This is a genomic window from Streptomyces globisporus (assembly GCF_003501885.1).
In the GTDB taxonomy this organism is placed as follows: domain Bacteria; phylum Actinomycetota; class Actinomycetes; order Streptomycetales; family Streptomycetaceae; genus Streptomyces; species Streptomyces globisporus_D.
The window spans coordinates 1-13,443 of the sequence record NZ_QWFA01000105.1 but is presented as its reverse complement, the minus strand read 5'-3'; the positions used below and the strand labels follow the sequence as shown (position 1 = coordinate 13,443).

Genomic DNA, 13,443 nt, shown 5'->3' with positions numbered 1-13,443 from the left:
TCGCCGTCGCCGACCGGACGCTCACCACGCCCGGGCGGCCTCGATCAGCAGATCGCGCACCCGCGCCACCTGAGGGTTGACGGCGGAACCGGGGCGCTGCACGAGGTACGCGGTGTTGATCGGCGGGTCCTCGGGGGCGTACAGCTCGACGAGGGCGCCCGAGGCCAGTTCGTCCGCGCAGAGGTAGCGCGGCAGCACCGAGAAGCCTGCCCCGGCCACGACGGCGGCGAGCACCCCGCGCAGGTCGGGCACGGTGACGGCGGCCGGGCAGTCGAGACGGCGGCCGAAGACGTGTCGCCAGTAGCGGCGGGCGATGGGCAGGTCCTCGGCGTACGTCACCAGGGGCAGGCCGTGCAGCACGCCCGGCCCCCGGGCGGCGAGGTTCTCCGGTCCCCCGATCCGGGCGGCCCAGTGCGGTGCGGCCGTCAGCACGAACTCCTCATCCATCAACGGCACCGCGGACAGCGCCCTGCCGCGCGGCCGGGCGGTGGCGATGACCAGGTCGTGGCGGCCCGCCCGCAGCTCGTCCAGGAGCGCATCGGTGAGCCCGGTCGCGGCGCGCAGCAGCAGTCCGTCCGCGACGAGCGGAGCCAGCGCGGGCAGCACCCGCAGGCACATCAGCTCGGCGGGGCCCGCCAGGTGGACGGGGTCGGCCGGGCGTTCACCGGCCGGGACCGTATCGCCCGTGACCTCGGCGAGAGCGTCCAGCGGAGCGACGATGCGGGCCGCCAGCTCGTCCGCGTACGGCGAGGGGGCGACCCCGCGCGGCAGCCGTTCGAACAGCTCCCGGCCCACCTGCCGCTCCAGCGAGCGCATCTGGGCGGTGACGGTCGGCTGGGAGAGGCCGAGCAGCCGGGCGGCGGCGGTGAAGGACCCCGACCGGTGCACGGCCAGAAAGGTCCGCAGCAGATTCAGATCGGCCGGACCCGGTGGTGCGTCCGCCGGACGGACCAGCCCGGCGAACCCATCAGGATCCTTATTTCTCATAGCTGCCAGCCTATTGGAAACCTATGGACGATCCGGCCTACCGTCGCACAGGTCAGCACTTCCCGAGCCCCCGACCGACCCCTCGACAGCCCCTCTGATCTATGGAGACGTACGACATGGCAAAGATCCTTTTCGTGGTGACCGGCGCGGACCACTGGACCCTGGCGGACGGCACGAAGCACCCCACGGGTTTCTGGGCCGAGGAGGCCGTGACCCCGTACCAGACCCTCACCACCGCCGGTCACGAGGTGGTCGTCGCCACCCCGGGCGGCGTCGTCCCGACCGTGGACCGCGGCAGCCTGGCGCCGGAGTTCAACGGCGGTCAGGAAGGCGCCGACCGGGTCGCGGCCGCGCTGGACGCGTTCGAGGAGCTGCGGCGGCCGGTCGCGCTGGAGAACGTGGACCTGGACGCGTACGACGCGGTGTTCTACCCCGGCGGCCACGGCCCGATGGAGGACCTCGCGGTGAACGAGGCCTCCGGCCGACTGCTCACCGCCGCGCTGGCCTCGGGCAAGCCGCTGGGCGTGGTCTGCCACGGTCCGGCGGCGCTGCTGGCCGCGACCGGCCCCGACGGGACGAACGTGTTCGCCGGGTACCGGCTGACCGGCTTCACCAACACCGAGGAGACCCAGGCGGGCCTCGCGGACCAGGCGAAGTGGCTGCTCCAGGACCGGCTGGTGGCAGCGGGCGCGGAGTTCCAGGAGGGTGAGCCCTGGGCGCCGTTCATCATCACCGACCGGAACCTGATCACCGGTCAGAACCCTGCCTCGTCGGCCCCGTTGGCCGCCGAACTGATCAACCGGCTCGGCTGACCGTCCGCCCGGCGGCCGGGTCCGTTCAGATCCAGTCCTGCCGTGCGGGCGGCTCGCAGAGTTCCAGCACCACCTCGCCCGTCTCCGGCTCGTCCCCGGAGACGGGCCGGACGCGCGCCCCGACCGTCACCAGGTGCGGGGCCGCACCCACGATCCGGCAGCGGAAGACGAACCCTTCGGAGAACCGGACCAGGGACTCGTTGCGTGCCGCCTCGGTGTAGCGGTGGATCACGGCGGTCCGGACGATCACGCCGTCGCCGGTGGTGCGTTCGGGCTCCAGTTCGCTGGACGCGCACACCGGGCACAGCAGCCGCCGGAAGGAGGCGGTGCCGCACCAGCGGCAGCGGTGGTAGGCAAGGCCGCACTCCTCGTGCGCCTTCTGGACGGTACCCATTCCTGTCTGGGACACGGCTCGACCCCCTGCGCTCGACTCGGACGCGCCGCACCTGCACTGCCGGCGCGTCCGCACCATATGGCACTGAGTGCCGGACAGTAAAGGCACTGAGTGCCCATTGATACTCAGTTCTCGCCGACGGCCGCCTCGATCTGCTGCACGACGCGCCACATCGGGGTGCCCTTCCGCGCGACCATCACGACCACCTCGCCGTCGCCGTCACCGCCACCGGAGACCGCAAAGGGGACGGCGGAGGCTTCGGAGACGGCGGGGGCGGCCGGGGCGGTGGAGGCCGCGGAGGCGGCAGGCCGCCCCCACACCTCGCGCACCAGGGCGAGCGCATGGTCGACCGCCACCTCGGGGTCCCCCTCCCCGCCCGAACGCAGCCACAGCCGCAGCCCGTTGTTGTGCGCGGCGACCACGGACGCGGCGATCACCTCGGCCCGCAGCGCCCCGTCACCGCCCTCACCGAGCCGGCTCCGCAGATGACCGGCGAGGGTCTGCTCGTAGCGGCGCACCACGGACAGCTCGTACGTCCGCAGCCCCGGCACCTCTCGGGTGAGCCGGTAGCGCTGGACGGAGAACTCGGGGTTGGCCGCGTACATCCGCAGCACGATGCGCGCGGCGTCGGACACCGCGCCGACCGGATCATCGTCGTCGGCCGCGGCCAGGAATTCGGTCATCTCGGCGAGGCAGCGCTCGTGATCGGGGAAGACCGCATCCTCCTTCGACGGGAAGTAGCGGAAGAACGACCGCCGGCCCACACCGGCCCGCGCGACGATGTCGTCCACGGTCGTCCGCTCGAAGCCCCGCTCCAGGAAGAGCTGGAAGGCGGCCTGCGCCAGCACCTCCCGCATGGGTGCCTTCTTCTCGGGTCCTCGCGCCTCGCTCATGCGGCGAAACGTAGCACCGGAAGAGGTGGTTTGGCACTGGGTACCTTTACAGAGGGTACTGAGTGCCATAGTCTCTTCACCAGTACGAATGACACCCAGGTGGGATCACACCCAGGTAGGCAGGAGAGCCGGCGTGAGCTTGAGGATCGTTGTCTGTGTGAAGTACGTGCCCGACGCGACCGGTGACCGGCGTTTCGCCGATGACCTGACGCTGGACCGTGAGGATGTCGACGGTCTGCTGTCGGAGCTGGACGAGTACGCGGTCGAGCAGGCGTTGCAGATCGCGGACGAGGCGGACGATGCGGAGATCACCGTGGTGACGGTGGGTCCGGAGGATGCCAAGGACGCGTTGCGCAAGGCGTTGTCGATGGGTGCGGACAAGGCGGTTCACGTCGAGGACGACGATCTGCACGGCACCGATGTGATGGGTACGTCGCTGGTGCTGGCGAAGGCGGTCGAGAAGACCGGCTACGACCTGGTGATCTGCGGTATGGCCTCGACGGACGGTGTGATGGGCGTACTGCCGGCGCTGCTGGCGGAGCGCCTGGGTGTGCCGCAGGTGACGCTGCTGTCCGAGGTGTCGGTGAACGACGGTGTGGTGACCGGGCGTCGTGACGGTGACACCGCGACCGAGCAGCTTGAGGCGTCGCTGCCGGCGGTGGTGTCGGTGACCGACCAGTCCGGTGAGGCGCGTTACCCCTCGTTCAAGGGGATCATGGCGGCGAAGAAGAAGCCGGTGGAGTCCTTGGATCTGGAGGACCTGGAGCTGGACGCGGACGAGGTGGGTCTGGCGGGTGCGTGGACGGCGGTCGACTCGGCGACGGAGCGTCCGGCGCGCACGGCGGGCACGATCGTGAAGGACGAGGGTGAGGGCGGCAAGCAGCTCGCCGAGTTCCTCGCGGGCCAGAAGTTCATCTGATCCCGCACGCTCGGTCCTCCCTCTTCTTCCTCCCTCTCTTCTCTCGTCTGTCTGGAGTGCGTTGTCATGGCTGAAGTTCTGGTTCTGGTCGATCATGTGGATGGTGCGGTCCGTAAGCCGACCCTGGAGCTGCTGACGCTGGCGCGTCGGATCGGTGACCCGGTCGCGGTGGCCCTGGGTTCGGGTGCCGAGGCGACCGCGGGTGTGCTGGGTGAGCACGGTGCGGTGAAGGTCCTGACCTCCGACGCCCCGGAGTTCGCGGACTACCTGGTGGTGCCGAAGGTCGACGCGCTGCAGGCCGCGTTCGACGCCGTCTCCCCCGCGGCGGTACTGGTGGTGTCCTCCGCCGAGGGCAAGGAGATCGCCGCCCGTCTCGCGCTGCGGATCGGGTCGGGCATCATCACCGACGCCACCGACCTGGAGGCCGGGGACGAGGGCCCGGTGGCGACGCAGGCCGTGTTCGCCGCGTCCTACACCACCAAGTCCCGGGTCTCCAAGGGCGTTCCGGTGATCACGGTCAAGCCGAACTCCGCCCCGGTCGAGCCGGCCGCCGCCGCCGGTGCGGTCGAGGCGCTGACGGTGTCGTTCGGCGAGAGCGCGACGGGCACCAAGGTGGTCTCGCGGACGGCACGTGAGTCGACCGGCCGCCCGGAGCTGACCGAGGCCGCGATCGTCGTCTCGGGCGGCCGTGGCGTCAACGGCGCGGAGAACTTCCCGCTGATCGAAGCCCTCGCCGACTCCCTGGGCGCCGCGGTGGGCGCCTCGCGTGCGGCGGTGGACGCGGGCTGGTACCCGCACACCTCCCAGGTCGGGCAGACCGGCAAGTCCGTCTCCCCGCAGCTGTACATCGCCTCCGGCATCTCCGGAGCCATCCAGCACCGGGCGGGCATGCAGACCTCGAAGACGATCGTCGCAATCAACAAGGACGCCGAAGCCCCGATCTTCGAACTCGTCGACTACGGCGTCATCGGCGACCTCTTCACGGTCGTCCCCCAGCTCACCGACGAGATCAACACCCGCAAGGGCTGACCTCCTGGTGAACGGAACGCGGCCGGGCCGCACGGTGAAACCCCGCCGCGCGGCCCGGCCGCGTTCCGTCAGCGTCGTTCCTCGGCCGGACGTGCCGACGGGCCCCGGTCGTCGCGGTCCTGCGTGCCGAGGCCGAACGTGGTGAAGGCCGTGCGCTCCGGCAGCGGGTAGAACTCCTTGCCCGTCAGCGCGTTGACGATGACGGCCGACCGCCAGGCGGCCAGGCCCAGGTCCGGTGTGCCGACGCCGTGCGTGTGCCGTTCGGCGTTCTGCACGAAGACGGAACCGGCGATCTCCGGTGCGAGCACGAGCCGTTGGGCCGCGTCGACCTGCGGACGCCCCGCCTCGTCGCGGACGACGTACGGGTCGAGGGCCGCGAGCAGCTTGTCGACCGGGCGCTCCCGGTAGCCGGTGGCGAGCACGACGGCGTCCGTGACGAGTCGACCCCGCGCCTCCTGCTGGCCGTGCTCGACGCTCAGTTCGATCCGCCCCGCACCCGTGGTGGTCGCGCCGGTGACCTCGATGCCCGGCGTGAGCGTGACGTCGGGCCACTCTCCGCCGAGGCTGCGGCGATACAGCTCGTCGTGGATGTCCCCCAGCGTGTCCCCGCTGACGCCCTTGTACAGCTGCCACTGGCGGGGCAGGAGCCGGTCCCGGGTGGCCTGCGTAAGGCCGTGGAAGTAGCGGGTGTAGTCGGGGGTGAACTGTTCCAGGCCGATCTTGCTGTACTCCATGGGCGCGAAGGCCGGCGTACGGGCCAGCCAGGTCAGCCCCTCCGCTCCCTCGGGCCGGGAGCGCAGCAGGTCCAGCAGGACTTCGGCGCCCGACTGGCCCGAGCCGACGACGGTGATGTGGCGGGCGGCCAGCAACCGGTCCCGCTGGGCGAGATAGTCCGCCGAGTGCAGCACGACGGCGGCAGGGTCCCGGACCAGCTCCCGCAGTGGTTCGGGGACATGGGGTGCCGTGCCGACGCCGAGGGCCAGGTTACGGGCGTGGGTCAGCCCGCTCGTGAGCGTCTCCCCGTCGGGGCCGAGCCGGGTGAACTCCACGGCGAACGCACCCTGTCCGGGGTCCCAGACGACCGTGTCGACGCGGTGTCCGAAACGGGTGGAGGGCAGTTCTGTGCTCACCCAGCGCAGATAGTTGTCGAACTCGGAGCGGTGGATGTGGAACCGCTCGGCGAAGTAGAACGGGAAGAGCCTGCGGCGGATCTTGATGTAATTGAGGTACGACCAGGGGCTGGTGGGCTCGACGAGGCTCACCAGGTCCGCCAGGAAGGGCACTTGCAGGGTCGCGCCCTCGATGAGCAGCCCCGGGTGCCAGTGGAACGCGGCGCGCTGCTCGTGAAAGGCGGTGCGCAGTCCGGGAACGCCATCGGCCAGTGCGGCAAGCGAGAGATTGAAGGGCCCTGCCCCCACCCCCAGCAGATCGAGGGGCGGCGTGCGCGGTCCGGGTGTCATCGGGTTCCTCCGGCGGGGGTCGCGGGTGCGGCGGGGGTCGGTCCCGGGCAAGTCGTGCGCATCGTCGACGTCATGGCGACAGCCTTTCCGTCTCCGGTGCCTCGGTATCGTCGGCCGCCGAGGCTCCCCTCACACCGCGTTCCGCGGCCGACGCGCTCGTGGCACGGTCCGCCGCCGCCGTGACGAGGTCGAGCAGCGGGAGCAGATCGGCCGTCGCGGCGTTCGGGTGCAGCAGGGTGGCCTTCAGCCAGAGGCGGCTGCGGCCGTCCCCGTCCTCCGCCACCGCCCGGCCGAGGACGGCGCGCCCCTCGGCGAGCAGGGTGCGGCGGACCGCGGCCACCACGACGTCGCCCGCCTCGTCGGGCAGCGCGTCGGCCACGGCGGGGCGGAACAGTACGGTGCTGATCCCGATCCCGCCGGGGCGCAGGCGGAGCCGGGGGTGCGCGTCGACGGCCCGGCCGAACTCATGCGCCGTCCGGACACAGTGCTCGACCAGTTCCGCGAGTCCCCGGCGTCCCAGCGCCCGGAAGGTGACCGCCATCTTCAGGGCGTCGGGGCGTCGCGTGGTGCGGATCGAGCGGCCCAGCAGGTCCGGGAGTCCGGCCTCCGTGTCGTCGTCGGCGTTGAGGTAGTCGGCGCGCAGCGACAGCGGGACGAGCGTCGCGGCGTCGGCGACGGCCAGCACACCGGCGGCGACCGGCTGCCAGCCGAGTTTGTGCAGGTCGAACGTGACGGTGGCGGCGTGGTCCAGACCCGCGAGCTGGGGAGCCAGGCGCTCGCTGAACAGCAGCGGACCGCCGTACGCGGCATCGACGTGGAGCTGGGCGGTGTGCCGTTCGGCGATGCGGGCGATCTCCGGGAGCGGGTCGATGCGCCCCTCGTCGGTGGTCCCGGCGGTGGCGACGACCAGGAGCGGTGATCCCGCGAGGCCGGTCAGCGCACGGTCGAGGGTCGCCGGGTCGATCCGGCCTCTGTTGCAGGCGACAACCGTAGGAGCGGGCAGGCCGAGCATCCAGGCGGCGCGGTGGACGCTGTGGTGGGCATTGGCACCGGTGACCACCCGCAGCGGTCCGCCTGCCGCCCGTTCCCGGGCGAGGAGGAGGGCGACCAGGTTGGACTCGGTGCCGCCGCTGGTGATGAGCGCATCGGGGGCGGGGGCCGTGGGGTGGACGAGCCGGGCCAGGGCGGCCGTGGTCAGGTCCTCGATCACCCCGGCGGCGGGCGCCTGGTCCCAGGAGTCCATGGAGGGATTGAGGGCCGCCCCCGCCAGGTCTGCCGCTACCGCCACGGCGAGCGGCGGGCAGTGCAGATGGGCGACGCAGGCGGGGTCGGCCGGGTCCGCCGCCCCTTCCGCGACGGCGCGCACGACGTCCCCCAGCGCGGCCTCGGGGCCGACGCCCTCCTCCGGCAGGACCGGGGAGCAGAGGGCGCGTGTGCTCTGCTCCACGCACTCGGGCCCTCCGGCGGGCAGCGGCCCGCCCCGGGCCCGGGCAGCGTCCCCCAAGGCGTCCAGGACGATGGCGGTCAGGGGCCGCAGGCGCTCCGGCCCGTGCGCACCGCCCGCGAGGAGGCCTCCCCGTACGCCTACGGCGCCGGGACTCGACGGCGTACCGGCGCTCGCGCCCAACCCCTCGCGTTCCATGGAGGGTTCACCGGGACTCGGGAGCGGAGCAGACGGCATGGCGAGGACCTTCGGTCGTGGTGCGGACAGGTCGTACGGAAGCCGGAGGGCCGCGCGGGGCGACTCCGGAGGCGGAAAGATCCACCACCGGGGCTCGCTGGTTAGGCTAACCTAACTTCAATCGGGCGAACGACGCGCGATCCGCCTGATCGGGGAGGCTACTTCGCGTACCAGGGGCCCAAGTTGTTGGTTCCCGACTCCGCCGCCCGGCTCAGTGCGTCCGGGGAGCCCAGCAGTTCGGCCGGCAGATAGCCGGAGCGGACGCCCGGTTCCCATCCGTGCACCTGGACGGCGAGCGCGGCCAGGGCGAGGGTGTCGAGCGGCAGCAGGGTGCGGGGCGCGGGATCGGGTCCCACGCTCTCCCGGTAGGCGTCGAGCCGGTCCGCCAACGCCTTCTCGAATGCGTCCTGTTGGTCGTCGAGGAGGACACGCAGCAGTCGTTGATCGGGAGTGAGCGCGCCTGCGGCGTCCAGCGCGGCGGCCGCCTCTGCCCGCTCGTCGGCATCGGGAGCCGAGCTCGCGGTAGGCGCGGGCGGCGGCGTTCAGCTCGGCCGGGGTGCGGTCCTGGACGAGGGCGGGCTCGTCCACCTGCACCCACTCGGCGCCCGCCGCACGCAGGTCGGCGAGGACCTCGGCGTACACGGGCAGGAGCCGGTCCAGCAGGGTCAGCGGCTCGAAGCCGGCGGCCACACCGGGGGCCGCCTTGGCGAGCAGGAGATAGGTGACGGGGCCGACGAGGACCGGGCGCGGGGTGTGGCCGAGCGCGAGGGCCTCCTTGAACTCGGCGACCTGCTTGGCGGAGTCGGCGGTGAAAGCCGTGTCCGGTCCCAACTCGGGCACCAGGTAGTGGTAGTTGGTGTCGAACCACTTCGTCATCTCCAGCGGCGCGACGTCCTGCGTGCCGCGGGCCATGGCGAAGTAGCCGTCGAGGGCGTCGGCGCGGACCGCGTCGCGGTGCCGCTCGGGGACAGCGCCGACCATGACGCTGGTGTCCAGGACATGGTCGTAGTACGAGAAATCACCGGTCGGCACTTCGTGGACGCCGGCCTCGGCGAGCTGCTGCCAGGTTCCCCGGCGCAGCCCGGCGGCGGTCCGCCGGAGGGTGTCCGCGTCGACGCGGCCCTTCCAGTACCCCTCGATGGCCTTCTTCAGTTCACGGTTCCGACCCTGGCGGGGGTAGCCGTACACGGTGGCCCGTGCTGCCGCGGCTGCGGGCTTCGCTGTCACGTGACTCTCCTTCGCGAGCGTGTCTGCGGTGCAGATCCCGGGACGGGACGCGGACGCGAAGGGTTGACGCATCGGGCGGACACCGGGCCACGTCGAACCGTGCCCGTCCACCTGATGGTTCCGCCGACCCGCCCACGAGGTCACCGAGATCTCCGCACGCGAACGGTCGCGTGCGGGCAACGGGCAGGTCTTCGGACTCGCGGGCACGTCTGCCGGGGCAGACACCTAATGGCCGTCGCTTCCCAGGCCCGGTCGGGCCCAGTGCGTATGACGGCGGTCGTTCCCACTCACCGCTGCGGGGCAGTCCCGGATTCCCACCGGGTTCCCTCTTACGACACCCTGCCTGGCGGACAGGGCGAACCAGCTGCACCGGCCAGCCTAGGCGGACGACCGCCGGGCGCACACGGCCGTTCACACTTCGGACGGTGACGTGAGACACGGGGCGGCCTTTTCCGGCCGTCCGCGGCCGAGAACGACCAGCGGGGAGCCGCCGAGCGCCCCGTACACGAAGCGCCCGCCCCACGACCGGCGCGCCGACGCCCATCAGGTTCCCCTACCGTTCGGCTGTTCGCCATCCGCTCCCTGACCGTCGGTCAGGTCGCTCCTCTCGACTGTGCGGAGGCAGTGACCCAGATGTAACCGAATGGCGTAGGGGAATGCGGAACCACGGAGCGTCACAAGCCGTTCTTCTTCCCACTACACGGCCCTGCCGATCCCCGGCAGGGCCGATCGAGGAACGGAAAACGTCATATGAAGAAGACAGTCGGGTGGGCCCAGGACGGCGACGACTGGACGATCACCGTGAACGGCACGCAGTACCGCGCGGTCGAGCGGCCGACGGGCGGCCGGGTGGACAACTACCTGGTGCGGGGTGACGACCTGAGCGCCGAGTGCCCGAGCCTCGGTCATGGGCTGGGCGTCATCCGGGAACACGAGTCCCGGCGCTGACCCGGGCCGGTCAGCCGTGCGGGCCGCCCACCGAACCGTCCGCGCCTTCCGCCGGGCGGCCCGCCGCCCCCTCGCCCGCCGCCTTCTCGTGGCGCTGCTCCTGCCGCAGCAGATAGGTGTCCATGATCCAGCCGTGCCGTGCGCGGGCCTCCGCGCGCAGGCGGCTGATCTCGTCGGCGACCTCGTCGAGCGGGCCGGAGACCAGGATCTCGTCGGGAGTGCCGATGTACGCGCCCCAGTGGATCCACAGGCCCCGGCCCGTCAGATGCGTGAAGGTCTCATGGCCGTCGAGCATCACGACGACGTCGCCGTCGTCCTCGGGGAAGCCCTGGGCCAGCCGTCTGCCGGGGGTGATGTGGATGGGGCGGCCGACCTGGTTCAGGGTGACGCGGTGCCGGGCGGCGAGGGCGGAGACGCTGCTGATGCCGGGGATCACCTCATGGCCGAATTCCACCGTGCCGCGTCCCCGGATGTCGTCGAGGATCGCGAGCGTGCTGTCGTACAGGGCAGGGTCGCCCCACACCAGGAAGGCTCCGCACTGCCCCGGAGCGAGCTCTTCGGTGATCAGGCGTTCGCAGATGCCGGCGCGGCGGTGGCGCCAGTCGTGCACCGCAGAGGTGTAGCGCGCGGCATCGTCCTGGGTGCGGTCGCGCCACGGGTCGCCGGCCTCCACCACGCGGTAGGGGCCGGTGAGGTGCTCGTCGAGGATGTCGCGCCGCAGCCGGGTCAGGGACTCCTTCTCCTTGCCCTTGCCGAGCACGAAGAAGACGTCCGCCCGGCGCATGGCCTTCACCGCGGCGAGGGTCAGATGGTCGGGGTCGCCGGCGCCCATCCCGATGACCAGGATGTGCCGGGGGGCCTCGCTGCTGTCCGCCATGTCTGCCGATCATGCCAGGGGCGAGACGGGGTCGACCTACGCGGGCTCACCCATTTCATCGGCGGCAAGCACACGTCCGGCACCTCGGCGGCTTCGGCGATGTCTTCGCCCCCAACACCGGCCGCGTGCAGGCCCGAGTTCCGCCGGCCGACCGGGCCGAGGCCGAGGCGGCGATCTCCGACGCCGTGGAGGCGCAGCGCGAGTGGGGCGAGTGGAACCCGCAGCGCCGCGCCCGCGTGCTGTTGCGCTTCCTCCAACTGGTGGAGAAGGAGAAGGACTCCCTGGCCCGGCTGCTCTCCTCGGAGCACGGCAAGACCGTGGCCGACGCGCACGGCGACCTCGCGCGCGGACTGGACGGGGTGGAGTTCGCCGCGGGCGTCCCCCATCTGCTGAAGGGCGAGTTCAACGACAACGCGGGCGCCCACCAGCGGCCCCAAGTCGGCGTCCGGGTCGTCCGAGCCGCCGATCCGCAGCTCGGCCATCCGCTCGGTGAGCTCGGCCACCCGCGGCCTACGATGTGCCGCATGGGCGCAAGCACGCATCAGGCAGGTGCACACGGTTCGCAGGAGCAGGCCGAGCGGCTGGCGACGGCCGTCTCGGTCCTCGCCCTGCTCGCCGACGGCACCCGCCTGGCCCTGCTGGAGCGGCTCGGACGCGGCGAGGCCGACGTCTCCACCCTCACGGAGGCGTGCGGTGCCGCGCGGCCCTCGGTCAGCCAGCACCTCGCAAAACTCCGCCTGGCCGGCCTGGTGAGCACGCGCAAGGACGGCCGCCGCGTCGTGTACCGGCTGCGCCACGGGCACCTGCGCCGTCTGGTGGAAGAGGCGCTGAACGTCGCCGACCACCAGATCGGCGCCCTGCCCCCGCACGACTGAGCACCGCCGTTCCCGGCCGTCGGGCCGGAAAAGGGCCGCCCTCTGGAGAATACGTGCACAGGTGCGCACATGTTGATTACGATGTACGGGTCGCCCACGCCGCCTGACCGGACGGGACGGGACCCGATGCTGTCCGTACTGCGCAACCGCACCTACCGACACCTCTTCACCGCCCAGGTCGTCGCCCTGACGGGGACCGGGCTCGCCACCGTCGCCCTGAGTCTGCTCGCGCACGACATCGCCGGGGACCGCGCATCGGCGGTCCTGGGCACGGCTCTGGCGATCAAGATGGTCGCCTACGTCGGCATCGCTCCGGTGATCGGCGCGCTGGCGGACCGGCTGCCCCGCCGGGCCCTGCTCGTCTCGACGGATCTCGTCCGTGCCGGTGCCGCCCTGGCCCTGCCGTTCGTCACCCAGGTCTGGGAGATCTACGCGTTGATCTTCCTGCTGCAGGCGGCGTCGGCGGCCTTCACCCCCGCCTTCCAGGCCACCGTCCCCGAGGTGCTGCCCGACGAGCGCGACTACACCCGGGCCCTGTCGCTCTCGCGGCTCGCCTACGACCTGGAGAGCCTGCTCAGCCCCGCCCTGGCCGCCGGTCTGCTGACCCTGGTCTCCTACTCCTGGCTGTTCGCCGGAACCACCGTGGGCTTCGTTGCCTCCGCCGCCCTCGTCCTCGGCGTCGCCCTGCCGAGACCCGTGCCCGTCGAGCGCGGTGGCGGCGTGTGCGCCAAGGCCGTCTTCGGGACCCGGCTGTTCTGGAACACCCCGCGCCTGCGGGCGCTCCTGGCGCTCGACCTCGCGGTCGCCTCCGCCGGCGCCGTCGTCTTCGTGAGCACCGTCGTCGTGGTCCGCGACCACTTCGACCGCCCCACCGGTGCGGTGTCGCTGGCGCTGGCCGCGTACGGCGCGGGGTCCATCGGGGCCGCGCTCTTCCTGCCGGGCCTGCTGCGGCACGTCACCGACCGCGCCGTCATGCTCCCCGCCGCCTTCGCGCTTCCCGTGGTCCTGGCCGCCGTCGCCGCGCTCACCGCCCGCGCACCGAGCACCGGCTCCTGGGCCGGGATCCTGGCGGCCTGGGCGGCGATCGGTGCCGCGTCCTGTGCCGTCCTCACCCCCGGCGGCCGGGTCATCCGGCGCTCCACCTCCGACGCGGACCTCCCGGCCGCGTTCGCCGCCCAGTTCTCGCTCTCGCACGCCTGCTGGCTGCTGACGTACCCGCTCGCCGGACTGCTGACCGCCGATGCGGGGCTCCCGGTCACCGCCGCGGTTCTCGGCGCCGTCGCCCTGGCCGCGGCGACGGCCGCCAGCGCGAGCCGGCCCGCCCGTGATCCCGCCCCGGCC

12 protein-coding genes, 3 pseudogenes and 1 riboswitch are annotated in these 13,443 nt (G+C 72.2%); of the genes and pseudogenes, 7 read left to right on the top strand and 8 right to left on the bottom strand.

Annotation, left to right across the window (positions count from 1 at the left end; all coding sequences use genetic code 11):
• Positions 1–21: 21 nt before the first annotated feature.
• A complete protein-coding gene (locus D3105_RS19960; RefSeq protein WP_118904474.1) occupies positions 22–987 on the bottom strand; it encodes a LysR family transcriptional regulator in 966 nt (321 codons plus the stop codon).
• Between the two features lie 116 nt (positions 988–1,103).
• On the opposite strand from D3105_RS19960, the gene D3105_RS19955 reads away from it, so the two are divergent.
• Positions 1,104–1,799, top strand: coding sequence for a type 1 glutamine amidotransferase domain-containing protein (locus tag D3105_RS19955; RefSeq protein ID WP_118904491.1), 696 nt, complete (start codon positions 1,104–1,106; stop codon positions 1,797–1,799).
• A gap of 25 nt (positions 1,800–1,824) precedes the next feature.
• Here the strand turns inward: D3105_RS19955 and D3105_RS19950 are convergent, their stop codons facing one another.
• Positions 1,825–2,193 carry a Zn-ribbon domain-containing OB-fold protein gene (locus D3105_RS19950; protein WP_010072666.1) on the bottom strand — a complete coding sequence of 123 codons (369 nt, stop codon included), beginning with the start codon at positions 2,191–2,193 and terminating at the stop codon, positions 1,825–1,827.
• A 125-nt stretch (positions 2,194–2,318) separates the two neighbouring features.
• Complete coding sequence (locus D3105_RS19945) at positions 2,319–3,050, bottom strand: TetR family transcriptional regulator (protein ID WP_118904473.1); 732 nt, start codon at positions 3,048–3,050, stop codon at positions 2,319–2,321.
• A gap of 169 nt (positions 3,051–3,219) precedes the next feature.
• Between D3105_RS19945 and D3105_RS19940 the strand changes: the two genes are divergently transcribed.
• A complete protein-coding gene (locus tag D3105_RS19940) occupies positions 3,220–4,005 on the top strand; it encodes an electron transfer flavoprotein subunit beta/FixA family protein (protein ID WP_093437863.1) in 786 nt (261 codons plus the stop codon).
• 66 nt (positions 4,006–4,071) lie between these two features.
• Positions 4,072–5,034 (top strand): electron transfer flavoprotein subunit alpha/FixB family protein, encoded by a 963-nt coding sequence (locus D3105_RS19935; RefSeq protein WP_118904472.1) that lies wholly within the window; start codon positions 4,072–4,074, stop codon positions 5,032–5,034.
• Between the two features lie 68 nt (positions 5,035–5,102).
• Here D3105_RS19935 and D3105_RS19930 read toward each other — a convergent pair whose 3' ends face one another.
• The 4 genes and pseudogenes from D3105_RS19930 to D3105_RS19915 form a co-directional block, all read right to left on the bottom strand.
• Positions 5,103–6,494 (bottom strand): lysine N(6)-hydroxylase/L-ornithine N(5)-oxygenase family protein, encoded by a 1,392-nt coding sequence (locus D3105_RS19930; protein ID WP_118904471.1) that lies wholly within the window; start codon positions 6,492–6,494, stop codon positions 5,103–5,105.
• A gap of 70 nt (positions 6,495–6,564) precedes the next feature.
• Positions 6,565–8,136 (bottom strand): pyridoxal phosphate-dependent decarboxylase family protein, encoded by a 1,572-nt coding sequence (locus tag D3105_RS19925; RefSeq protein ID WP_118904470.1) that lies wholly within the window; start codon positions 8,134–8,136, stop codon positions 6,565–6,567.
• A 197-nt stretch (positions 8,137–8,333) separates the two neighbouring features.
• Positions 8,334–8,684 (bottom strand): annotated as a pseudogene (locus tag D3105_RS36090) (Imm49 family immunity protein); the annotation flags it as partial.
• A pseudogene (locus D3105_RS19915) lies at positions 8,671–9,402 on the bottom strand (5-methyltetrahydropteroyltriglutamate--homocysteine S-methyltransferase); the annotation flags it as partial. The pseudogenes D3105_RS19915 and D3105_RS36090, both read right to left, overlap by 14 nt.
• 165 nt (positions 9,403–9,567) lie before the next feature.
• Positions 9,568–9,782: riboswitch (cobalamin riboswitch) on the bottom strand.
• Positions 9,783–10,152: 370 nt separating this feature from the next.
• Between D3105_RS19915 and D3105_RS19910 the strand changes: the two are divergent.
• Complete coding sequence (locus D3105_RS19910; RefSeq protein ID WP_118904469.1) at positions 10,153–10,350, top strand: hypothetical protein; 198 nt, start codon at positions 10,153–10,155, stop codon at positions 10,348–10,350.
• A 10-nt stretch (positions 10,351–10,360) separates the two neighbouring features.
• Here the strand turns inward: D3105_RS19910 and cobF are convergent, their stop codons facing one another.
• Positions 10,361–11,227 carry a precorrin-6A synthase (deacetylating) gene (cobF, locus tag D3105_RS19905; RefSeq protein WP_118904468.1) on the bottom strand — a complete coding sequence of 289 codons (867 nt, stop codon included), beginning with the start codon at positions 11,225–11,227 and terminating at the stop codon, positions 10,361–10,363.
• Positions 11,228–11,284: 57 nt separating this feature from the next.
• Between cobF and D3105_RS19900 the strand changes: the two are divergent.
• The 3 genes and pseudogenes from D3105_RS19900 to D3105_RS19890 all read left to right on the top strand — a co-directional run.
• Positions 11,285–11,646, top strand: a pseudogene (locus tag D3105_RS19900) (aldehyde dehydrogenase family protein); the annotation flags it as partial.
• 105 nt (positions 11,647–11,751) lie between these two features.
• Positions 11,752–12,102, top strand: coding sequence for an ArsR/SmtB family transcription factor (locus D3105_RS19895; RefSeq protein WP_118904490.1), 351 nt, complete (start codon positions 11,752–11,754; stop codon positions 12,100–12,102).
• A gap of 126 nt (positions 12,103–12,228) precedes the next feature.
• Positions 12,229–13,443: MFS transporter (locus D3105_RS19890; protein ID WP_118904467.1), on the top strand; the 1,215-nt coding region annotated here is incomplete at its 3' end.

What these genes read in the sequence shown, in the direction of transcription:
- D3105_RS19945 (WP_118904473.1), bottom strand. Translation starts at nt 3,050, where the DNA reads ATGCGGGAGGTGCTGGCGCAGGCCGCCTTCCAGCTCTTCCTGGAGCGG.
- D3105_RS19895 (WP_118904490.1), top strand. Translation starts at nt 11,752, where the DNA reads ATGGGCGCAAGCACGCATCAGGCAGGTGCACACGGTTCGCAGGAGCAG.
- D3105_RS19955 (WP_118904491.1), top strand. Translation starts at nt 1,104, where the DNA reads ATGGCAAAGATCCTTTTCGTGGTGACCGGCGCGGACCACTGGACCCTG.
- D3105_RS19925 (WP_118904470.1), bottom strand. Translation starts at nt 8,136, where the DNA reads ATGGAACGCGAGGGGTTGGGCGCGAGCGCCGGTACGCCGTCGAGTCCC.
- D3105_RS19910 (WP_118904469.1), top strand. Translation starts at nt 10,153, where the DNA reads ATGAAGAAGACAGTCGGGTGGGCCCAGGACGGCGACGACTGGACGATC.
- D3105_RS19930 (WP_118904471.1), bottom strand. Translation starts at nt 6,494, where the DNA reads ATGACACCCGGACCGCGCACGCCGCCCCTCGATCTGCTGGGGGTGGGG.
- D3105_RS19960 (WP_118904474.1), bottom strand. Translation starts at nt 987, where the DNA reads ATGAGAAATAAGGATCCTGATGGGTTCGCCGGGCTGGTCCGTCCGGCG.
- D3105_RS19935 (WP_118904472.1), top strand. Translation starts at nt 4,072, where the DNA reads ATGGCTGAAGTTCTGGTTCTGGTCGATCATGTGGATGGTGCGGTCCGT.
- D3105_RS19950 (WP_010072666.1), bottom strand. Translation starts at nt 2,193, where the DNA reads ATGGGTACCGTCCAGAAGGCGCACGAGGAGTGCGGCCTTGCCTACCAC.
- cobF (WP_118904468.1), bottom strand. Translation starts at nt 11,227, where the DNA reads ATGGCGGACAGCAGCGAGGCCCCCCGGCACATCCTGGTCATCGGGATG.